Origin of the sequence: Pseudomonas sp. CCI1.1 (genome assembly GCF_034348165.1) — a bacterium.
Lineage (GTDB): Bacteria > Pseudomonadota > Gammaproteobacteria > Pseudomonadales > Pseudomonadaceae > Aquipseudomonas > Aquipseudomonas paracarnis.
The window spans coordinates 6,379,515-6,400,055 of record NZ_CP133780.1 but is presented as its reverse complement, the minus strand read 5'-3'; the positions used below and the strand labels follow the sequence as shown (position 1 = coordinate 6,400,055).

The window sequence follows — 20,541 nt, the reverse complement described above, 5'->3', positions numbered from 1 at the left end:
ACAGGCACCTCGGTTTGTCAGGTGTACCGAGGTGATGCTATCGCAGGCAAGCCAGCTCCCACAGTTGATTGAGTTGGCCCGACTAGCCGCGCCGATCCAGCAGGTTGACCACCAACCGATCAATCCAGCCCCACACCCGCTGCTTTACCCGCCGCCACAATGGCCGCGCCTTCCATGCCTCCAGACTCACCGCCTGGCTCTGGGCAAAGTCCGCTTCGAAACTGCCCACCACCGCCGCCGTCAATCCCGGGTCCAGCGCTTCAAGATTGGCTTCCAGGTTAAAACGCAAATTCCAGTGGTCGAAATTGCACGAGCCAATGCTCACCCAATCGTCCACCAGCACCATCTTCAGGTGCAGGAAGCACGGCTGGTATTCGAAGATCTGCACCCCTGAACGCAGCAGACGCGGGTAATAACGGTGCCCGGCGTAACGCACCGACGGGTGATCGGTGCGCGGGCCGGTGAGCAACAGACGCACGTCCACACCGCGCCCTGCCGCCCGGCGCAAGGCGCGGCGCACGCTCCAGGTGGGCAGGAAGTATGGGGTCGCCAGCCAGATACGCGATTTGCTGCTGTTCAAGGCGCGAATCAACGATTGCAGAATGTCACGGTGCTGACGCGCATCGGCATACGCCACGCGACCCAGCCCCGGCCCGGTGGCGGGCACCTTGGGTAAGCGGGGCAAACCAAAATGGGTCGCCGGTTTCCATTCACGGCGCGCGGCGTTAGCGTGCCATTGCCGATCGAACAGGGCCTGCCAGTCCAGCACCAGCGGGCCGCTGATCTGCACCATCACTTCATGCCAGTCGGCGGTGTCTTGCCCCGGCGTCCAGAACTCGTCGGTGACACCGGTGCCGCCGACCACCGCAATGCGCTGGTCGATCAGCAGCAGCTTGCGATGGTCGCGATACAGGTTGCGCATCCAGCGCCGCCAATTCAGGCGGTTGTAAAAGCGCAGCGTCACGCCTGCGTCGGTCAAGCGCTTGCGCAGCCCAAGGGTAAACGCCAGGCTGCCGTAATCGTCAAACAGGCAACGCACCTGCACGCCGCGTTCAGCGGCCAGCACCAGTGCCTGCACCATGGCCTCGGCGCAGGCCCCGGCTTCGACCAGGTACAACTCAAGGTCAACCTGCTGCTCAGCCCGGGCGATGCCCACCAGCATCTGCGGGAAGAAATTCGGCCCGTCGATCAGCAATTCGAACTGATTGGCGCTGCGCCACGGGAACACCGCGCCGCTCATGTCAGCGCGCCGTGAAGATCAGCACCGCACCCACCGGCACCGACAAACTGATCGACTTGAGCCCCGCCGCCTTGCGCAAGGTAGCCACACCGGGCGCCAGGTCGAAATCTTCGGCATGCAGCACCACGGGCTCCAGGGTTACCACCTGGAAACGCCGCTCATCCAGGCGCGTGGCCAGCAGTTCGGCGCTGTAGGTCTGGGTCTTGCCGTGCAGCGTGACGCTCAAGGGCAGGCGCAATTCCAACTGCGCGCCGGATGCCAGGTCATTGATGGGCTGCAGATTGATTTGCGCGCTGATCTGCGCTTCGGGGAAGGTCTTGATCTCGAACAGCTCTTTACGCATGCGCTCGTCGCGCAGCGGGATGCCGCTGTTGATTGAGTCCAGCTCCACTTCCAGCCGAGCCGCACCTTTGGCGTCGACCTTGCCATGCAATACCAGGAAGCGCTGGACTTCAGCCACTTCGGTGTTTTTAGTGGTGACGAAGGACAGGCGTGAGGATTCGTTATCCAGGTACCAGTCGGCGTGGGCGGGCACGGCAGCACAGGTCAGCAGCGCGAAGACCAGAGGTTTAACATTGAACATAAAGACTCATGGGGCAAAAAACCTGGGCGAACCTTAAGCGCAATCTCACAACCGGCGCAAATTCAAATGTGGGAGCTGGCTTGCCTGCGATGGCGGTGTATCAGTCAACCATTTCTCGCCTGGCACACCGCCATCGCAGGCAAGCCAGCTCCCACAGGGTTTTGCGGTGTTTTTAATCCAGCGTTCGCTGCACTTCGCACACCGCCTGTTCAAGGCTGCCCATATGCAAATTCAACACCCGCTCCACCGGCGCCTGATGCATTGGCCAATGCAGCGCCATGCTCCCCACCAGGCGGCCATTGGCGCGCACCGGCAGCGCCACCGCCCGGATCAGGAACGGCAAACGCACAGGATATTCCCAATAGCCCTCGGTACGCTGGCCAAAGCCCTGGTGCTGGGTTTGCTCGCATGCGCGATAGTGCTCGTCTGCCGCCACATGATTACGGCCTGCCAGGCGATGTACTTCTTCGGCCGGCAATTGCGTCAAGCAGGCTTTGCCCATCGCGGAATGGAACAGGCTGGCATACTGGCCGACGATCTGGCAGTTGTTCGGGTACAGCTTGCGCAACACACTGGGAATCGCACTCTCCATGACCTCCAGGCGCTCACCATCGAAGCACGACAAATCCACCACCAGCCCGGTGCGCTCGCTGAGCTCCAATAACCAGGGGGCGGCGCTCTCCACCACCTGGCGTTTGAAGCGTTGCTGGGTATCGCCGAACAAGCGCCGGGCACGCAGGCGGTAACGTCGATCACTCAGGCCCCGATAGACCCAACCCTGTTCCTGCAAGGTCAGCAACATGCGCGACACCGTGGCCTTGGGCAGGCACGTGAGGTAGTGCAACTCTTCCAGCCCCAGGGCCTGGTGCTCGCCCAGCAACTCGACAATTGCCAGTGCGCGTTCAACCGAGCGTACGGTGCCTGTCTCCATGTTCGATCTCCCTGTTGCCGGTGGATGATCTTTTTTCACAGCAAGATACAGGCCCGGTCAGCGCTCAACGGGTCGTTGCAAGGCACGCCGGTGGCCGGCATTGTACCCATTGGGTCAGTTGTTCATGGGCGTAGGCCAATTGCAGCACGGCCCTGTCGGCCTGGGCCGGGCCAATGATTTGCAGGCCCATGGGCAAGCCCTGGGGGTTGAAGCCCACCGGAATGCTCATGCTCGGCAAACCGGCTAGGGTCGGGCCGATCACCACCTCCATCCAACGGTGATAAGTGTCCATTTCACGCCCGCCGACGAGGCGTGGCCAAGGCTGTTGTGCATCGAAAGGGAACACCTGGGCGGTGGGCAACAGCAGGAAATCGTAACGTTCGAACAGCTTGCCCAAGGCGCGGTACCACTCACTGCGGTCCACCGACGCCTGGTAAACCTGCTGAGCACTCAAGCCCTGGCCGCCCTCCACTTCCCATTGCGCTTCGGGTTTGAGCAGTGCGCGTTTTTGCGGGTTGGCATAGGCCGCGCCGAGGTTGCCGTGCACCAGCCAATGGCGGTGTACCAACCAGCAGCGCCACAGGCGCGCCATGGAAAAGTCCGGTTGGCAGCTGTGCACTTCACAGCCCAACCTGGCGAAATCATCCAGCGCCGCTTCGCACAGGCTCATCACGCCATCATCCATCGGCAGATAACCGTTGTAGTCCCCCAGCCAACCAAGGCGCGCACCCTTGAAGTCATGCAGCAACGGCTGGCCAAGCACCGTCGGATCGGCCTGGGATGACAGCGGCGTGCGGGGGTCGTAACCGGCCTGGATGCTCAGCAACCGCGCCACATCCGTCACGCTGCGCCCCATCGGGCCTTCGGTGCCCAGTTGCTGCACAAACAGTTCCGGCATCGGCCCGTGGGGCACCCGCCCTTGGGAGGGGCGCAAGCCGAACACGTTGTTGAACGCCGCCGGGTTGCGCAGCGAGCCCATCATGTCGCTGCCGTCGGCCACCGGCAGCATGCGTAGCGCCAGGGCCACCGCCGCTCCGCCACTGCTGCCGCCGGCCGCCAGGCGCGGGTCATAGGCGTTGCCGGTGGTACCGAACAGCGTGTTGTAGGTGTGGGAGCCCAGGCCGAACTCCGGCACGTTGGTCTTGCCGATGATGATCGCGCCACTGGCCCGCACCCGCGCCACGCTGATGGCGTCCTCGCCCGGCACATGCTCGGCGAACAGCGGTGAGCCCAGGGTGGTGCGCAAGCCCCGGGTGGCCGCCAGGTCCTTGATGGCCTGGGGCATGCCATGCATCCAGCCACGGGAGTGGCCCTGGTCCAACTCACGATCGCAGGCCCTCGCCTCGGCCAGCACGGCCTCGCTGTCGCGCAACGACACCAGCGCATTCACGCCAGGGTTAAAGCGCTGAATCTGTGCCAGGTACGCCTGCATCACCTCTTCGCACGACACCTGCCGCCCATGAATGGCCCGCGACAGTTCAGTGGCATCCCAATCAACAATACTCAAGGCTTCACCTCTCTGGAAAACGGCAGCGGTTTGCTCGCCCGGGGTGCCTCGCGCATGCAGTAAGTGCCCAGCAGCGTCAGCACGCACGCAAACAATACATAAAACGAGGGCGCCACCGGCGTGCCCAGTACCTTGCTCAGCCAGGTCACGATCAACGGCGCGAAACCACCGAACACCATCACCGCCACGTTATAGGCCACCGACACACCGGTCGAGCGCACCTCGATAGGGAACTGCTCGGCCAATGCCGTCGGCGCTGGCCCGAAGAACCCGCCAATCGCCGTGCACAACATCACCTGCATCACCAGCAGGCGCTCGATAGACGGCGCGGCGGCCACCCACACATACAACGGGTAGACCATCACGAAGAACGCCAAGGTGAAGGCCATCAACACCGGCCGCCGTCCCCATCGATCCGAGAGCAGGCCGGACAACGGAATCACCACAGTCATCAGCGCTACCGCAAACATCTGCACCATCAGCACCTGGTCCAGCGGCAGGCCAAGGTTCTTGTGAGCGAAGGTCGGCATGTTCACCAGCACCACATAAAACGACACCGTCGCGCCGCAGGCCAGCCCCATCGACACCAGAATACTGCGCCGATGCTCACGCAGCACTTGCATGAGGCTCGGCGCCGGGCCAGTGGCTTGCTTGCGCGCTTCGATGAACTCTTCCGGGTCTTCCATGTGCCGACGAATCCACAACCCCACCGGGCCGATCAGCAAGCCCAGCACAAACGGCAGGCGCCAGCCCCACAAGTCGAGGGTTTCGGGCGAAAAGAAATGCGTGACCAGCGCCACCATCGCTGCCCCACCGAACACCGCCAGGCATTGCCCCACCAGTTGCCAGGAGCCATACAATCCCTTGCGATGGGCCGGTGCACTTTCCACCAGAAATGCCGTGGCACTCGCGTACTCACCGCCGGTAGCAAACCCCTGCAGCATCCGCGCCACCACAATCAGCAACGGCGCGCCCATGCCGATGGCAGCATAGTTCGGCGCGAAGGCGATCAGCGCGATGGACACGGTCATCAACCGGATAATCAACTGCATCGCCGCCTTGCGGCCTTTGCGGTCGGCGTAGATGCCCAAGAGGATGCCGCCCACCGGGCGCATGAAAAAGCCCACGCCGAAGGTGGCCAGGGCCATCAGCAGCGAGGCGTATTCGTCCTCCGAGGGGAAGAACTGCCGGGCGATGATACTGGCGAGAAAGCCGTAGACGATGAAGTCATACCATTCCAACGCGTTGCCAATCACCGCCGCCACCACTTGGCGGGTGCGCGAAACACCAGGTTTTGCAGTCTGCATGAGGAACACTCCATTCAACCGATCAGGGAAAGGGTCCAGCGGCAGAAAAAAGAGGTCGTCAGGCCGGCTTGAGCCAGCTCTCGGCCAGCGCGCCCCAGTAGGCTGCGCCGGTCAGCAGGATGTCGTCGTTGAAGTCATAGGCGGGGTTGTGCACCATCGGCCGCGACACGCCGTTGCCGATAAACAGATAACTGCCTGGGCAGCGTTGCAGCATCCAGGCGAAGTCTTCGCTGCCCATCAGCGTGCGGGTGTTGCCGTCCACGGCGTCGGCACCGAGCAAGGCCACGCCGACCTGACGGGCGAATTCGGTTTCTTCGGCGTGGTTGACCAGCACCGGGTAGGCCGGGCGGTGTTCGATCTGCACCGTGCAGCCGAAGCTCGCGGCCTGGGTCTGGATGATCGCGTTGACCCGTTCCAGCATTTGTTCACGCACCTTGGGGTTGAGTGCGCGCAGGCTCAGGCGCAATAACGCTTGCTGGGGAATCACGTTGGCCGCCTGGCCGGCCTGCAAGGCGCCGACGGTGACCACGGCGGCTTCCTGGGTATCGATATTGCGCGCCACCACCGTTTGCAGAGCCATGACCATGCTGGCTGCCGCCACCAGTGGATCGATAGTGAGGTGTGGCATGGAGCCGTGGCCACCGACACCTTCGAGGGTCACGGTAAGCAAATCCTGGGACGCCATCATCGGGCCAACTCTCAAGCCCAGATGCCCCGCCGGCAAACCCGGCATATTGTGCATGCCGAACAACCCATCACAGGGAAAACGCTCCAGCAGTCCATCCGCCAACATCGCCTCGGCACCGCCCTGGCCTTCTTCGGCGGGTTGGAAAATCAGGTTCAAAGTGCCGTCCAATTGCCGCGTCGCCGCCAAGTAACGCGCGGCACCGAGCAACATGGTGGTGTGGCCGTCATGGCCGCAGGCGTGCATGCAGCCGGCATGCTGGCTGGTATAGACCGCGCCGGTATTTTCGATGATGGGCAAGGCGTCCATGTCGGCGCGAATCCCCAACGTGCGCGAGCTGTTGCCGTTACGCAGCACGCCGACCACACCGGTCTTGCCGATGCCGGTATGCACCTCATACCCCCACTCCCGCAATGACTGCGCGATCAGTGCAGAGGTACGGTTCTCTTCAAAGCCAAGCTCAGGATGGGCGTGGATATCGTGACGCACAGCGTGCAAGTCGCTGGCAACGTCACTGAGCCAATCCAGGATGTGCTGGTGCGGGCGCATGGTGATTCTCCTCACAGGCGGGTGGTCCCGTTCTTGTTGGCGACACATCGACAGCTAAGCGCGATGTGCGCGTGAGGACAATCAAAGGTGGTTCCACTCTGTGGAACCTCAGGGCCGGTTCTTTTTCCGAGAACCCACGCAGATAATCTAAATGTGGGAGCTGGCTTGCCTGCGATGACGGCGGCACAGGCACCCGTGATGTTGACTGACCTGGCGCTATCGCAGGCAAGCCAGCTCCCACAGGGGAATTTGGGTGTGTCAGGGGTTGAGGCGGCAGCCTTGACGGTCGCCCAACCACCGCGCCGTCTGCGTACGCCCTAAACCGCTTGCCGTGACTTCACTGCGTTCCGGCGAGTCAGTGAACGCACTGGTTGGCACGTACTGCTTCACATACCCCAGGCAATACTGCGCAGGGTTGTTGGCCACATACCGGCACGAGCAATACTCCTTGGCGGTGTACGCCGCGATGATGTCAGGGAAGGCTTGCAGGTTGACGCGCTCGTGCCAAACCCAGCCCAAGAGTGCGATAAACAACACCAGTAAAACGCTGATGAACGGATGACGACGCATCATGAGCGCACCGCCGCCAGCACTCGTTTGAGCAGTTCGTTATGCCGGTAACTACCATCCCGATCATCGCCGTAACGCACGATCACCAGGTGTTCATCGGGCAGCACAAACAGCGCCTGGCCCCAGTGCCCCAGCGCGGCAAAGGTGGCGGCCGGTGCGTCGGGCCAGGGTTGGGGGGCGCCGGTGTTGAGCCACCAATGGCCGCCCGGCACGGCTTCATCCTGGCCGGCTTTGTAGCGATCGAAGGGCCGGCGGTTGAAGGCGACCCAGTCCTTGGGCAGCAGTTGTCGCTCGCCCCAGCGCCCATCCCGCGCCATCAGTAGCCCTACTCGTGCCAGATCGCGGGCTGTGAGATAGGCATAGGACGACGCGACAAACGTTTCATCCGCATCGGTTTCCCAGGTTGCGTCGCGAATGCCCAGGGGCTGGAACAGCGCGTCCCATGGGTAGTTCATGTAAGCCTTGTGGCCGAGCATGCCCTTGAGCGCGGCGGACAAGAGGTTACTGTCGCCGCTGGAATAGCGGAAAACCTGGCCGGGGGCGGCGGCGGCTTCGGTATCCGCCGTGAATTGCGCCATGTCGGTGTGGCCACGGGTGTAGAGCATCGCCACTACCGAAGACTTCAGCGGGGCGTATTCGTAGTCTTCCTGCCAATCCAACCCGGAGGCCCAGTGCAGCAAGTCGGCCATGGTTACCTTAGGGTGCTGCTTCATCGGCGGGTAGAAACGTGCGACAGGGTCGCTGAGTTTGAAGCGGCCTTGCCCATAGGCCACGCCCAGCACGGTAGCCATCAGGCTTTTGCTGACGGACCAGGTCAGGTGCGGTGTGCTGGCAGTGGTGGGTGCGGCGTAGCGTTCATAGATGATTTCGCCATCCCGAATGACCAGCAACGCGTCGGTGCGAATACCGTTGCGGGTGGCATCGTCACGGGGTGGGAAAGCGTAGGCGTTCAGGGCATCGACAGCGGGACCAGTGAGGGCTGTGCCCACGGCCCACTCCTTTTCAGGCCAGATTTCAGCGCGAGCATTCACGGCGACAAACAATAGGGCAACGCACAACAGGCCTCGGACCATGGACGCAAACTCAAGGGGGGCATTCAAGCCCGCGAGCCTAGCTCACGCCAGTGACAGATTTGCGACAAGGGGGCTGTCATCCAACCGTCACCGTAACTTCATGGAGCTGACACCGAGGCTACATAGCCTGACTTTGGACAACAAAGTCGACTGGCCGCAACCTGGCCGGCACCCGGAGACTCGCTATGACTCAGATCGCCCGCATCAGCGACAAAGGCAATGAACGCCGTCTGCAAGCCGAACGCCTGGAAGGCGCACAGGCATTGCAGGAAGCCCAGGCCCTGCGGTTCAACGTGTTCAGCGGCGAGTTCAACGCCAAGCTGAAAGGCGCGGAACTGGGTCTGGACATGGATGACTATGATGTTCACTGCAGCCATATCGGCGTGCGGGATTTGAACAGCGGTCGACTCGTCGCTACTACCCGTCTGCTCGACCACCAGGCCGCCAGCACCCTGGGCCGGTTCTACAGCGAAGAAGAATTCAGCCTGCATGGCCTGCTGCACTTGCAGGGCCCGATTCTGGAGATTGGCCGCACCTGCGTCGACCCGGCCTATCGCAATGGCGGCACCATCGCGGTGTTGTGGGGCGAGTTGGCCGAGGTACTCAACCAGGGTGGCTACAGCTACCTGATGGGCTGCGCAAGCATCCCGATGCACGATGGCGGCATCCAGGCCCACGCGATCATGCAGCGCTTGCGCGAGCGCTACCTGTGCAACGAACACCTGCGCGCCGAACCGAAAAAACCGCTGCCGGCCCTGGACTTGCCGTCCAACGTCATCGCCGAAATGCCGCCGCTGCTCAAGGCCTACATGCGCCTGGGCGCGAAGATCTGCGGCGAGCCGTGCTGGGATGAAGACTTCCAGGTAGCCGACGTGTTTATCCTGCTCAAGCGCGACGAGTTGTGCCCGCGTTACGCGCGCCACTTCAAGGCGGCCATGTGATGAACCGCCTGCGCATTTACGGGCGCATCGCCCGCGTGCTGTTGGTGGTGGGGCTGGGGTTGAGCATGGCCAGTGTGTTCGGCCTGTTCGAGCGCCTGGGGGTGGCTAACTCGATGGTGCGGCGCCAGCGTTGGTCGCGCTTCTTCATGGCACGGCTGACCAACGCCCTGCCCTTTCGCGTGACGGTGCATGGCGAGTTGCCGCAAACGCCGATGCTGTGGGTGAGCAATCATGTGTCCTGGACGGATATCCCGTTGCTGGGCATGGTGGCGCCGATGTCGTTTTTGTCCAAGGCCGAAGTACGTACCTGGCCGGTGGCGGGCTGGCTGGCGGCCAAGGCTGGCAGCCTGTTTATTCGTCGCGGTTCAGGTGACAGCCAACTGATTCGCAAGCAGATGACCCGTCATCTGGAACAACAGCACCCCTTGCTGATGTTCCCCGAAGGCACCACCACCGACGGTCGCGGCCTGCGCACGTTCCACGGGCGCTTGCTGGCCAGCGCGATCGATGCGGATGTGTCGCTGCAGCCGGTGGCGATTCGGTATCTGCGCGACGGCCAGGTCGACCCGCTGGCGCCCTTTATTGGCCATGATGATTTGCTCTCGCACCTGATGCGCTTGTTTTCCAATGACCAGGGCGATGTAGAGATTCATGTGCTCAAGCCGATTGCCTGCACTGGGCAGGAACGTGCGGCGTTGGCGTATCAGGCGCAGCAAGCGGTGCAGAAGGCGTTGTTTGGGCCAGTGCCGGAAGCAGAGCAAGTGGCTGCTCGACCTGCATTCGCAGCCTGAAGCAATGTGAACACAATCCAAATGTGGGAGCCGGCAAGCCAGCTCCCACATTCAGCTCTCATGTAGTCAGTTGAGATTGTGCAAATTTCTGCAACTCTGGGTAGAACAGTCGAAAGTCCTCACTCAGGGGCTCATACAAAACCCGCAACTCCTGCATCGCATATCCTAACTCCTCAGGCTGCGTCAGCCGCCGCGAAATCCCGCGCAGCACCTGGTCCATCACCGCAAACTCGCGGTACGAGCCCAACCAATCATCCGCGGCCATATACGGCGCAATCTGCGCCAGCCGCCCCGGCAACGCGGGTTCAGCCGCCAACACCTGATACACCTGGGACGTGAAACGCTCCAGAGGCTGGTCGGCATACAGCGCCCAATCCCGCGCCAGGCAATGGTCAAAAAACACATCGAGGACGATCCCGGCATAGCGCCGGCGGGTCAGACTGAAGCGCGACAAGGCCTCGCCCACCAGCGGATGGCTATCGGTAAAGCGGTCGATGGAACGATGCAACTGGATCGCCGCTTCGATTTGCGGGCTGAACTGGCCCTGCAGGCGGCCTTTGACGAAGTCGCCATAAAGGCTACCCAGCAATTGCGCAGGAAGTTGGCCGCCCAGGTGCAGATGTGCGAGATAATTCATGCCGCGCAGTCTACCACTGCCACCAACATATCGTTATAACCCGATATACCGATTCGACCTGGCCTCAGATCAAAATCATATTGGTATATCGGGATATTACGATCTAAAGTTCGCCTTATCGCGATATAACGCTTTACGACACCGAGCACCCTGCCATGTCCATCGACCTCGACGAAATAATAAAAGCCCTGGCGCACCCAGTACGACGAGACATCCTCACCTGGCTCAAAGACCCGAAAGTGCAGTTCCCCGAGCAATTGCACAACCACGAATACGGCATCTGCGCCGGGCAGATCGACCAGCGCTGCGGCTTGTCCCAGTCGACGGTGTCGGCCCACCTGGCCACCTTGCAACGTGCGGGTCTGATCAGCAGCCAGAAGGCTGGACAGTGGCACTTTTTCAAGCGCAATGAGGAAGTGATCCAAGCCTTTCTGACTGCGCTCATTACCGAACTCAGCGCACCGTAATCACCAAGGACACGTACATGCCCCTCTCGCTACTCATACTGGCCCTGAGCGCCTTCGCCATCGGCACCACCGAGTTCGTCATCATGGGCTTGCTGCCCGATGTGGCGGCAGACCTGGGTGTGTCAATTCCCGGCGCCGGCTGGCTGGTCACCGGTTACGCCTTGGGCGTGGCCATCGGCGCACCGTTCATGGCACTGGCCACCGCCAGGCTGCCACGCAAGGCGGCGCTGGTAGCGTTGATGGGTATTTTCATTATCGGCAACCTGCTCTGCGCCCTGGCAAGCGACTACAACGTGCTGATGTTTGCCCGTGTGGTCACGGCGTTGTGCCACGGAGCCTTCTTCGGAATTGGTTCGGTGGTGGCGGCCAACCTGGTGCCGGCCAACAAACGTGCGTCGGCGGTGGCGCTGATGTTCACCGGGTTGACCCTGGCCAACGTGCTGGGCGTGCCCCTGGGTACGGCGCTGGGCCAGGAAGCCGGCTGGCGCTCGACCTTCTGGGCCGTGACCGTGATTGGCGTGATCGCCTTGATCGGCCTTATTCGCTTCCTGCCCGCCAAGCGTGACGAAGAAAAACTCGACATGCGTGCCGAACTGGCCGCCCTCAAGGGCGCCGGTATCTGGTTGTCACTGAGCATGACTGCGCTGTTTGCCGCGTCCATGTTTACCCTCTTTACCTACGTCGCGCCGCTGCTCGGCGATGTCACTGGCGTGTCGCCCAAAGGCGTGACCTGGACCCTGCTGCTGATCGGCCTGGGCCTCACCGTGGGCAACATCATCGGCGGCAAACTGGCAGACAAGCGCCTGGCGGCCACCTTGATCGGCGTGTTCATCAGCATGGCGGTGGTTTGCACGGTGCTGAGCTGGACCAGCGTTGCGGTGATCCCAACCGAGATCACCCTGTTCCTGTGGGCCACCGCCTCGTTCGCCGCCGTGCCGGCGCTGCAAATCAACGTGGTGACCTTCGGCAAGGCCGCGCCGAACCTGGTGTCCACCCTGAACATCGGGGCCTTCAACATTGGCAACGCCCTCGGCGCCTGGGTCGGTGGCAGCGTGATTGCCCACGGTTTCGGCCTGACCCGCGTGCCACTGGCCGCCGCGGCGCTGGCCATCCTCGCGCTGCTGGTGACCCTGATCACTTTCCGTCAGGGCGCCAATGCCGACCTGGCCCCCGCGACCCACTGATCAACTTGAAAGAGAAGGTGTTTTTCCCATGACGACTATTTTCGATCCGATCACACTGGGCGACCTGCAACTGTCGAACCGCATCATCATGGCGCCGCTGACCCGCTGCCGCGCGGATGCCGGCCGCGTACCCAACGCACTGATGGCCGAGTACTACGTGCAACGCGCATCCGCCGGGCTGATCCTCAGCGAAGCCACTTCCGTGACGCCCATGGGCGTGGGCTACCCGGACACCCCCGGCATCTGGTCCAACGATCAGGTGCGCGGCTGGGCCAACATCACCAAGGCCGTGCATGGCGCGGGCGGCAAGATCTTCTTGCAGTTGTGGCATGTGGGCCGCATCTCCCACGCGTCCTACCTGAACGGCGAAACCCCGGTGGCTCCGAGTGCGGTTCAGGCTAAAGGCCACGTCAGCCTGGTTCGCCCATTGGCCGACTACCCGACCCCGCGCGCCCTGGAAACCGCTGAAATCGCCGACATCGTCGACGCTTACCGCACCGGCGCCGAGAACGCCAAGGCCGCAGGCTTCGACGGCGTGGAAATCCACGGCGCCAACGGCTACCTGCTCGACCAGTTCCTGCAAAGCAGCACCAACCAGCGCACCGACCAGTACGGCGGCTCTTTGGAAAACCGTGCGCGCCTGTTGCTGGAAGTCACCGACGCCGCCATCGAAGTCTGGGGCGCCGGCCGCGTGGGCGTGCACCTGGCACCGCGTGCTGACGCGCATGACATGGGCGACGACAACCTCGCCGAGACCTTCACCTACGTCGCCAGCGAACTGAGCAAGCGCGGTATCGCCTTTATCTGCTCCCGTGAAAAAGAAGGCGCAGACAGCCTTGGCCCGCAGCTGAAAAAAGCCTTCGGCGGCGCGTACATCGCCAACGAACGTTTCACCAAAGACAGCGCCAATGCCTGGCTGGCGGCGGGCAAGGCGGATGCAGTGGCCTTCGGTATTCCTTTCATCGCCAACCCGGACCTGCCGGCGCGACTGAAGGCTGATGCGCCGTTGAACGAGCCGCATCCGGAGACCTTCTATGGCAAAGGCCCGGTAGGTTACATCGACTACCCGACGCTGCCGATCTAACGTCATCCGCAAATACTGTAGGAGCGAGCTTGCTCGCTCCTACAGTATCAGAGGCAAGTCCCCCTCCTACATTTGTGCCTGTCTGTAGCCCCCTGGAAACATCGCTTCACAGAACGGCAACAATATCGCTACAAAATACTTAGCCGGCTACCTATCAACCGCTCGCCAGGCCGTATATAAAGTCACCCCACAAATCAGGCAGAAGGACGATTGACTGTCTTTAGGCTTTACTGTTGACACAACGGGTTGCAATTACGCATTTTGTTTCAATTGCGCAGGCTGGGGCTCAGGCGCAGCATGTCCAGCCCTATATCCGCCCAGCGCTCGGCGTCCTGATGCAATTGGAAACTGTCAGGCACCAGCAGCCACTGGCCGATCAACCCGTGGATAAACGCATGAATACACACGGCCCCACGGGTGGTATCCAGCGTGGCTGGAAGTTGCCCGCGATGGACCGCGTTACGCAACGTCAAGCCGATGCGCAGGTTGCACTCAAGGGTGTGGGTCTGGCGTTGGCGGCGCATGTCGCACATTTCATCGGTGAACTCGCACTTATGAAACAGAATCTCGTTGATGCGCCGGGTTTTCGGGTCCAGGGCCACTTCATGGTAGAGATGAATCAGCAGCTTGCGCATACAGCCGAGCGGGTCGGCTTCATCCTCGCTTTCACTCGCCCGGGCCAGTTCGTCCAGCGGTTCGTGCAGCGTGTCGAGCAGGGCCTGGAGCAAATCGGACTTATTGCTGAAATGCCAATAGATAGCCCCGCGCGTCACCCCTGCCAGCGCGGCGATGTCCGCCAGGGTGGTGCGCGCCACGCCACGCTCATAAAAGGCTTGCTCGGCGGCTTGGAGAATCTGGCTGCGCGTTTCCTGAGCTTCCTCTTTGGTGCGACGAACCATGGCAGTAAAACCTCAATCAGGACACTGTGGATGGTACTTGACCATCATCTGAATAATTGTGGGACGACGCCGTCATGGGCGCCGAACGTACTAGAATCGAGGCTTGCAGCGGTGCTTTGTCAGCATTGCGCGAAGCCTGTCAAGAGTTTACAAACAACCATGAACGTAAGTATATTGCGTAGCAAGCTACTTATCCACTCACGGCTTGTTTTTTACCCTTCCACACTTCTTGTGCGCACTTTGCGCGCCTGACCCGAGGATCTTCATGCAACTTAAGCCAGCTGTTACCGCTCTGGTCACTGCCGTCGCCCTGGCATCGCTGCTCAGCGGATGTAAAAAGGAAGAAGCGGCACCGCCCGCTCAAACCCCTCAGGTCGGCGTGGTCACCATTCAACCGCAAGCCTATACCCTGACCACCGAGCTGCCAGGCCGCACCACGGCCTTCCGCATTGCGGAAGTTCGGCCGCAGGTCAACGGCATCATTCTCAAGCGCCTGTTCAAGGAAGGCGCCGACGTGAAGGAAGGGCAACAGCTCTACCAGATCGACCCGTCGGTGTATGAAGCCACGCTCAAAAGCGCACAGGCGAGCCTGACCCAGACCAAGTCCATCACCGATCGCTACAAGCAACTGGTCGATGAACAAGCCGTCAGCCGTCAGGAATACGACACTGCCGTCGCCAACCGCATGACTGCTGAGGCAAACGTTCAAACCGCCCAGATCAACGTGCGCTACACCAAGGTGTACGCGCCGATCTCCGGGCGTATTGGCCGTTCTTCGGTCACCGAAGGCGCACTGGTCAGCAATGGCCAGGCCGACGCCATGGCGGTGATCCAGCAACTGGACCCGATCTACGTCGACGTCACGCAATCTTCGGCTGAAATGCTCAAGCTGCGTCGCGATCTGGCCAGTGGCCAACTGGAAAAAGCCGGCGACAACGCTGCCAAGGTCAAGCTGACCCTGGAAGACGGCACGGCCTACGCCCAGGACGGCAAGCTGGAGTTCTCCGAAGTGTCGGTCGACCAGACCACCGGTTCCGTGACGCTGCGTGCCGTGTTCCCCAACCCTGACCACGTGCTGCTGCCGGGCATGTTCGTACACGCCCAGTTGCTGGCCGGTGTGAACAGCAAGGCCATCCTGGCTCCGCAACAAGGCGTGACCCGTGACCTGCGCGGCATTCCGACGGCGCTGATCGTGAACAAGGACAACAAGGTCGAGCAACGTGAACTGGTTGCCAACCGTACCGCCGGTGCCTACTGGCTGGTGGAAAAAGGCCTCAATGCCGGTGATCGCGTCATCACCGAAGGCTTGCAGTACGTCAAGCCAGGCGCCGAGGTGAAGGTCACGGAAGCCTCCAACGCTAAACCCGCCGGTACTGCCGCAGCGCCTGCTGCCGCTGCTGGTCAAGGGGAGTAATCCATGTCGAAATTTTTTATCGACCGTCCCATTTTCGCCTGGGTAATTGCCCTGGTGATCATGCTGGTCGGGGCACTCTCGATCCTGAAGTTGCCCATCAACCAATACCCGGCCATTGCGCCAACGGCCATTGATATCCAGGTGACCTACCCAGGTGCGTCCGCACAAACCGTGCAGGACACCGTGGTGCAGGTCATCGAGCAACAGCTCAACGGTATCGACAACCTGCGTTATGTCTCCTCGGACAGTAACTCCGACGGCAGCATGACCATCACCGTGACGTTCAACCAGGGTACCAACCCGGATATCGCTCAGGTCCAGGTACAGAACAAGCTGAACCTGGCCACCCCACTGCTGCCGCAAGAAGTGCAGCAACAGGGTATCCGTGTGACCAAGTCGGTGAAGAACTTCCTGATGGTGATCGGTCTAGTGTCGGAAGACGGCAGCATGACCAAGGACGACCTCTCCAACTACATCGTGTCCAACATCCAGGACCCGATCTCCCGTACCGCGGGGGTGGGTGACTTCCAGGTGTTCGGTTCGCAGTACGCGATGCGTATCTGGCTCGACCCGGCCAAGCTCAACAACTACCAGCTCACGCCAGTGGACGTCAGCAATGCCATCAAGGCCCAGAACGTGCAGGTGGCCACCGGCCAACTGGGCGGCCTGCCTGCCCTGCCCGGCACCCAGCTGAACGCCACGATCATCGGCAAGACGCGCCTGCAAAGCACCGAGGAATTCGCCAAGATCCTGATGAAGGTGAACACCGACGGCTCCCAGGTTCGCCTGGGTGACGTCGCGCGCATCGAACTGGGCGGCCAGAACTACAGCATCAGTGCACAGTTCAACGGCAAGCCGGCTTCGGGTATGGCGATCAAGCTGGCGGCCGGTGCCAACGCACTGGACACTGGCAAGGCCATCCGCGAAACAGTCAAGTCCCTGGAGCCGTTCTTCCCGCCAGGCATGAAGGCGGTGGTGCCGTATGACACCACGCCGGTCGTGACCGAATCGATCTCCGGTGTGGTTCACACCCTGGTCGAAGCGATCGTGTTGGTGTTCCTGGTGATGTTCCTGTTCCTGCAGAACTTCCGTGCCACCATCATCACCACCATGACCGTACCGGTGGTATTGCTGGGTACCTTCGGGATCCTGGCGGCGTGCGGCTTCACCATCAACACCTTGACCATGTTCGGCATGATCCTGGCCATCGGCTTGCTGGTGGACGATGCCATCGTGGTAGTGGAAAACGTCGAACGGGTAATGGCTGAGGAGCACCTGTCGCCCAAGGAAGCAACGATCAAGTCCATGGGCCAGATCCAGGGCGCCCTGGTGGGTATTGCCCTGGTACTGTCGGCGGTACTGCTGCCGATGGCGTTCTTCGGTGGTTCTACCGGTGTGATCTACCGGCAGTTCTCCATCACCATCGTTTCGGCGATGGCGTTGTCGGTGCTGGTTGCCCTGATCTTCACCCCGGCGTTGTGCGCCACCATGCTCAAGCCGATTGATCCGGAAAAACACGGCCAGCCCAAGCGCGGCTTCTTCGGCTGGTTCAACCGCACCTTCGACCGTGGCGTACTCAAGTACGAGCGCGGCGTGGGCGGCATGATCAAGCACAAGATCCCGGCATTCCTGGTGTACGCGCTGATCCTGGCCGGCATGATCTGGATGTTCACCCGTATTCCAAGCGCGTTCCTGCCTGAGGAAGACCAGGGTGTGATCTTCGCCCAGGTGCAGACACCGGTCGGTGCTTCGGCTGAGCGCACGCAAAAAGTCGTCGACGACATGCGCGCCTTCCTGCTGAACGACAAGGAAGGCGAGCCAGGCGAAGGCAAGGCAGTGAAATCGGTGTTTACCGTGAACGGCTTCAACTTTGCTGGCCGTGGCCAGAGCTCGGGTCTTGCGTTCGTGATGCTCAAGCCGTGGGACGAGCGGGATTCGAGCCAGTCGGTGTTCGAAGTGGCCAAGCGTGCCCAGGGTTACTTCTTCGGGGCCTTCAAGGACGCCATGGTATTTGCCATCGTGCCGCCTTCGGTGCTGGAGCTGGGTAACGCCACCGGTTTTGACGTGTTCCTGCAAGACCAGGGTGGCGTCGGCCACGACAAGCTGATGGCTGCACGTAACCAGTTCCTGGGCGCTGCGGCACAAAGCAAGGTGCTGGCCGGCGTACGCCCTAACGGCGTGAACGATGAGCCGCAGTACGAGCTGACCGTTGACGACGAGAAGGCCAGTGCCCAAGGCATCAGCCTCGCCGATATCCAGCAGACCCTGGCCATTGCCTTGGGTGGTAGCTACATCAACGACTTCATCGACCGTGGTCGCGTGAAGAAGGTGTATGTACAAGGTGACGCCGCCAGCCGCATGTCGCCTGAAGATCTGGACAAATGGTACGTGCGCAGCAACGACGGGAAAATGGTGCCGCTGTCGGCTATCTCGTCGGGCCAGTGGATCTACGGTTCGCCCAAACTTTCGCGATACAACGGTGTAGCGGCGATGGAAATCCTCGGTACCCCGGCACCGGGCTACAGTACCGGTGATGCGATGGCCGAAGTCGAACGCATTGCCAAAGAACTGCCGGCCGGTGTCGGTTATGCCTGGACAGGCCTGTCGTACGAAGAACGCCTTTCCGGTTCCCAGGCGCCAGCCCTGTACGCACTGTCGCTTTTGGTCGTGTTCCTGTGCCTGGCAGCACTGTACGAAAGCTGGTCGATTCCGATCGCGGTGATTCTGGTTGTGCCACTGGGTGTGATCGGTGCACTGATCGCCACCAGCATGCGCGGCTTGTCCAACGACGTGTTCTTCCAGGTGGGCCTGTTGGTGACGGTGGGCCTGGCGGCGAAAAACGCCATCCTCATCGTGGAATTCGCCAAGGAACTGCACGAGCAAGGCAAAGGCATCGTCGAGGCGGCTATCGAAGCATCCCGCATGCGTCTGCGCCCGATCATCATGACCTCGTTGGCGTTCATGCTCGGCGTACTACCGCTGGCAATCTCCACCGGCGCCGGCTCAGGCAGCCAGCACGCAATCGGTACCGGTGTTATCGGCGGTATGATCACGGCCACTGTGCTGGCGATCTTCTGGGTGCCGCTGTTCTACGCAACCGTGTCCGCCGCTGGCGAACGCAAAAAGAAAGACACTACTGAAACTCCTAAAGAGGCTGGCCAATGAGCAAGTCGCTACTTTCCCTAGCCGTCACCGCATTCGTGCTCAGTGGCTGCTCGCTGATACCTGACTATCAGCGCCCCGAAGCGCCGGTGGCCGCGCAGTTCCCGCAGGGGCCGGCGTATTCGTCGGCCCAGGCGCCGAGCCAGGCCGCTGCCGAGCAAGGCTGGAAGCAGTTTTTCCATGACCCTGCCCTGCAACAGCTGATCCAGACCGCGTTGGTGAACAACCGTGACCTGCGTGTCGCGGCGCTGAACATCGACGCCTATGCGGCGCAATATCAGATCCAACGTGCCGACCTGTTCCCGGCCGTGTCGGCCACCGGTAACGGCAGCCGTTCGCGCACCCCGGCCAAGCTGTCGCAGACCGGCGAATCGACTATCGCCAGCCAGTACTCGGCGGGCCTTGGGATCAGCTCTTATGAGCTGGACCTGTTCGGTCGCGTGCGCAGCCTCAGTGAAGAAGCGCTGCAGAAGTACTTCGCCACTGAAGAAGCACGTCGCAGCACCCAAATCAGCCTGGTGGCCAGCGTGGCGAATGCCTACCTGACCTGGCAGGCCGACAAGGAGCTGCTCAAGCTGACCCAGGACACCCTGGCCGCGTTCGAGCAAAGCTACAAGCTCACCTCGCGCAGCAATGAAGTCGGCGTGGCCTCGGCCCTCGACCTCAGCCAGGCACGCACCTCGGTGGAAAACGCCCGTGTGCAACTGGCGCGTTACACCCGCCAGGTGGCCCAGGACGAAAACAGCCTGACCCTGCTGCTGGGCACCGGCCTGCCGGCGAATATCGCCAGCAAGCCGCTGTCCGATGACCTGCTCAGCGAAGTGCCGGCCGGGTTGCCATCGGACCTGCTGCAACGTCGTCCCGACATTGTGCAAGCCGAGTACAACCTCAAGGCCGCCAACGCCAACATCGGCGCGGCCCGTGCGGCGTTCTTCCCGAGCATCAGCCTGACCGCCAGCGCCGGTACTGCCAGCCCTACCCTGGGTGGCCTGTTCAAAGGCGGTTCGGGAACATGGGCGTTTGCCCCGCAGATCAACATCCCGATCTTCAACGCCGGTAGCCTGCGCGCAAGCCTGGACTACTCGAAGATCCAGAAAGAGATCAACGTGGCCAACTACGAGAAGGCCATCCAGACCGGCTTCCAGGAAGTCTCCGACGGCCTGGCCGCGCGTGCGACCTACAAGCAGCAACTGGATGCCCAGCGCGGCTTCGTCGAGGCTAACCAGGATTACTACCGCCTGGCCGAGCGTCGCTACCGCATTGGTGTCGACAGCAACCTGACCTTCCTCGACGCCCAGCGCCAACTGTTCAGTGCCCAGCAATCGCTGATCACCGACCGCCTGGCGCAGCTCACCAGCGAGGTCAACCTGTACAAGGCCCTCGGCGGTGGCTGGAACGAGCAGACTGCGAAGAACGAGCCGTTGAAAGAACAAGCACCGCCGTTGAAGTTGTTCTGATAGCGCGGGTGTGAAAACCGCTTCCCTCACCGGAAGCGGTTTTTTTATGCCTGCATTGTT

At 61.6% G+C, this 20,541-nt stretch carries 18 protein-coding genes; 8 read left to right on the top strand and 10 right to left on the bottom strand.

Translation table 11 applies throughout. From position 1 onward, the window contains the following. Positions 1–82: 82 nt before the first annotated feature. The 8 genes from RHM69_RS29035 to RHM69_RS29000 form a co-directional block, all read right to left on the bottom strand. Complete coding sequence (locus RHM69_RS29035; RefSeq protein ID WP_003189367.1) at positions 83–1,240, bottom strand: phospholipase D-like domain-containing protein; 1,158 nt, start codon at positions 1,238–1,240, stop codon at positions 83–85. A gap of 1 nt (position 1,241) precedes the next feature. Beyond that, on the bottom strand, positions 1,242–1,823 hold the full coding sequence (locus RHM69_RS29030) for a YceI family protein (protein ID WP_003189365.1): 582 nt from the start codon (positions 1,821–1,823) through the stop codon (positions 1,242–1,244). Between the two features lie 172 nt (positions 1,824–1,995). Next, positions 1,996–2,754 carry a helix-turn-helix domain-containing protein gene (locus RHM69_RS29025; RefSeq protein ID WP_102666652.1) on the bottom strand — a complete coding sequence of 253 codons (759 nt, stop codon included), beginning with the start codon at positions 2,752–2,754 and terminating at the stop codon, positions 1,996–1,998. 64 nt (positions 2,755–2,818) lie between these two features. Next, positions 2,819–4,261: an amidase gene (locus RHM69_RS29020; RefSeq protein WP_060767154.1), complete on the bottom strand. Its 1,443-nt coding sequence runs from the start codon at positions 4,259–4,261 to the stop codon at positions 2,819–2,821. Beyond that, a complete protein-coding gene (locus RHM69_RS29015; protein ID WP_014717321.1) occupies positions 4,258–5,568 on the bottom strand; it encodes a citrate-proton symporter in 1,311 nt (436 codons plus the stop codon). Before RHM69_RS29015 ends, RHM69_RS29020 begins: the two co-directional genes overlap by 4 nt. Before the next feature lie 58 nt (positions 5,569–5,626). Beyond that, positions 5,627–6,802 (bottom strand): M20 aminoacylase family protein, encoded by a 1,176-nt coding sequence (locus RHM69_RS29010; protein ID WP_200599217.1) that lies wholly within the window; start codon positions 6,800–6,802, stop codon positions 5,627–5,629. Positions 6,803–7,060: 258 nt separating this feature from the next. After that, entirely contained in the window at positions 7,061–7,375 is a 315-nt protein-coding gene (locus tag RHM69_RS29005) for a hypothetical protein (protein WP_014717319.1), read from the bottom strand. Further along, positions 7,372–8,445: a serine hydrolase domain-containing protein gene (locus RHM69_RS29000; RefSeq protein ID WP_106111529.1), complete on the bottom strand. Its 1,074-nt coding sequence runs from the start codon at positions 8,443–8,445 to the stop codon at positions 7,372–7,374. The genes RHM69_RS29005 and RHM69_RS29000 overlap by 4 nt, the downstream gene beginning before the upstream one ends. 185 nt (positions 8,446–8,630) lie before the next feature. Here RHM69_RS29000 and olsB point away from each other — a divergent pair, with 185 nt between their 5' ends. Then, a complete protein-coding gene (gene olsB / locus RHM69_RS28995) occupies positions 8,631–9,386 on the top strand; it encodes an L-ornithine N(alpha)-acyltransferase (protein ID WP_106111530.1) in 756 nt (251 codons plus the stop codon). Next, positions 9,386–10,177: a lysophospholipid acyltransferase family protein gene (locus RHM69_RS28990; protein ID WP_200599216.1), complete on the top strand. Its 792-nt coding sequence runs from the start codon at positions 9,386–9,388 to the stop codon at positions 10,175–10,177. The genes olsB and RHM69_RS28990 overlap by 1 nt, the downstream gene beginning before the upstream one ends. Before the next feature lie 58 nt (positions 10,178–10,235). Here the strand turns inward: RHM69_RS28990 and RHM69_RS28985 are convergent, their stop codons facing one another. Further along, positions 10,236–10,814: an ACP phosphodiesterase gene (locus RHM69_RS28985; RefSeq protein ID WP_014717316.1), complete on the bottom strand. Its 579-nt coding sequence runs from the start codon at positions 10,812–10,814 to the stop codon at positions 10,236–10,238. 155 nt (positions 10,815–10,969) lie between these two features. Here RHM69_RS28985 and RHM69_RS28980 point away from each other — a divergent pair, with 155 nt between their 5' ends. The 3 genes from RHM69_RS28980 to RHM69_RS28970 are packed head-to-tail and all read left to right on the top strand — an operon-like array spanning position 10,970 to position 13,549. Next, positions 10,970–11,281: an ArsR/SmtB family transcription factor gene (locus tag RHM69_RS28980; protein ID WP_003189349.1), complete on the top strand. Its 312-nt coding sequence runs from the start codon at positions 10,970–10,972 to the stop codon at positions 11,279–11,281. A 17-nt stretch (positions 11,282–11,298) separates the two neighbouring features. Then, positions 11,299–12,465, top strand: a complete 1,167-nt coding sequence (locus tag RHM69_RS28975) for an MFS transporter (protein ID WP_014717315.1) — start codon at positions 11,299–11,301, stop codon at positions 12,463–12,465. A gap of 28 nt (positions 12,466–12,493) precedes the next feature. Beyond that, positions 12,494–13,549 (top strand): alkene reductase, encoded by a 1,056-nt coding sequence (locus RHM69_RS28970; RefSeq protein ID WP_200599215.1) that lies wholly within the window; start codon positions 12,494–12,496, stop codon positions 13,547–13,549. Positions 13,550–13,815: 266 nt separating this feature from the next. Here RHM69_RS28970 and RHM69_RS28965 read toward each other — a convergent pair whose 3' ends face one another. Beyond that, a complete protein-coding gene (locus RHM69_RS28965; RefSeq protein WP_020300997.1) occupies positions 13,816–14,448 on the bottom strand; it encodes a TetR family transcriptional regulator in 633 nt (210 codons plus the stop codon). Between the two features lie 265 nt (positions 14,449–14,713). Here RHM69_RS28965 and RHM69_RS28960 point away from each other — a divergent pair, with 265 nt between their 5' ends. From RHM69_RS28960 to adeC, 3 genes are read left to right on the top strand one after another with little or no spacing between them, the layout of a single operon-like run. Next, positions 14,714–15,862: an efflux RND transporter periplasmic adaptor subunit gene (locus tag RHM69_RS28960; protein ID WP_034125974.1), complete on the top strand. Its 1,149-nt coding sequence runs from the start codon at positions 14,714–14,716 to the stop codon at positions 15,860–15,862. Positions 15,863–15,865: 3 nt separating this feature from the next. Next, the gene (locus RHM69_RS28955) at positions 15,866–19,027 is read left to right on the top strand and encodes an efflux RND transporter permease subunit (RefSeq protein ID WP_014717302.1); all 3,162 of its coding nucleotides are present in this window, start codon (positions 15,866–15,868) and stop codon (positions 19,025–19,027) included. Next, positions 19,024–20,481: an AdeC/AdeK/OprM family multidrug efflux complex outer membrane factor gene (adeC, locus tag RHM69_RS28950; protein WP_003189337.1), complete on the top strand. Its 1,458-nt coding sequence runs from the start codon at positions 19,024–19,026 to the stop codon at positions 20,479–20,481. The genes RHM69_RS28955 and adeC overlap by 4 nt, the downstream gene beginning before the upstream one ends. Positions 20,482–20,541 lie beyond the last annotated feature (60 nt).

Bases quoted from the DNA above. Each gene is read 5' to 3' on its own strand.
- RHM69_RS29035 (WP_003189367.1), bottom strand. From the start codon at position 1,240: ATGAGCGGCGCGGTGTTCCCGTGGCGCAGCGCCAATCAGTTCGAATTG.
- RHM69_RS29030 (WP_003189365.1), bottom strand. From the start codon at position 1,823: ATGTTCAATGTTAAACCTCTGGTCTTCGCGCTGCTGACCTGTGCTGCC.
- RHM69_RS29025 (WP_102666652.1), bottom strand. From the start codon at position 2,754: ATGGAGACAGGCACCGTACGCTCGGTTGAACGCGCACTGGCAATTGTC.
- RHM69_RS29015 (WP_014717321.1), bottom strand. From the start codon at position 5,568: ATGCAGACTGCAAAACCTGGTGTTTCGCGCACCCGCCAAGTGGTGGCG.
- RHM69_RS29010 (WP_200599217.1), bottom strand. From the start codon at position 6,802: ATGCGCCCGCACCAGCACATCCTGGATTGGCTCAGTGACGTTGCCAGC.
- RHM69_RS29005 (WP_014717319.1), bottom strand. From the start codon at position 7,375: ATGATGCGTCGTCATCCGTTCATCAGCGTTTTACTGGTGTTGTTTATC.
- RHM69_RS29000 (WP_106111529.1), bottom strand. From the start codon at position 8,445: ATGGTCCGAGGCCTGTTGTGCGTTGCCCTATTGTTTGTCGCCGTGAAT.
- olsB (WP_106111530.1), top strand. From the start codon at position 8,631: ATGACTCAGATCGCCCGCATCAGCGACAAAGGCAATGAACGCCGTCTG.
- RHM69_RS28990 (WP_200599216.1), top strand. From the start codon at position 9,386: ATGAACCGCCTGCGCATTTACGGGCGCATCGCCCGCGTGCTGTTGGTG.
- RHM69_RS28985 (WP_014717316.1), bottom strand. From the start codon at position 10,814: ATGAATTATCTCGCACATCTGCACCTGGGCGGCCAACTTCCTGCGCAA.
- RHM69_RS28980 (WP_003189349.1), top strand. From the start codon at position 10,970: ATGTCCATCGACCTCGACGAAATAATAAAAGCCCTGGCGCACCCAGTA.
- RHM69_RS28975 (WP_014717315.1), top strand. From the start codon at position 11,299: ATGCCCCTCTCGCTACTCATACTGGCCCTGAGCGCCTTCGCCATCGGC.
- RHM69_RS28970 (WP_200599215.1), top strand. From the start codon at position 12,494: ATGACGACTATTTTCGATCCGATCACACTGGGCGACCTGCAACTGTCG.
- RHM69_RS28965 (WP_020300997.1), bottom strand. From the start codon at position 14,448: ATGGTTCGTCGCACCAAAGAGGAAGCTCAGGAAACGCGCAGCCAGATT.
- RHM69_RS28960 (WP_034125974.1), top strand. From the start codon at position 14,714: ATGCAACTTAAGCCAGCTGTTACCGCTCTGGTCACTGCCGTCGCCCTG.
- RHM69_RS28955 (WP_014717302.1), top strand. From the start codon at position 15,866: ATGTCGAAATTTTTTATCGACCGTCCCATTTTCGCCTGGGTAATTGCC.
- adeC (WP_003189337.1), top strand. From the start codon at position 19,024: ATGAGCAAGTCGCTACTTTCCCTAGCCGTCACCGCATTCGTGCTCAGT.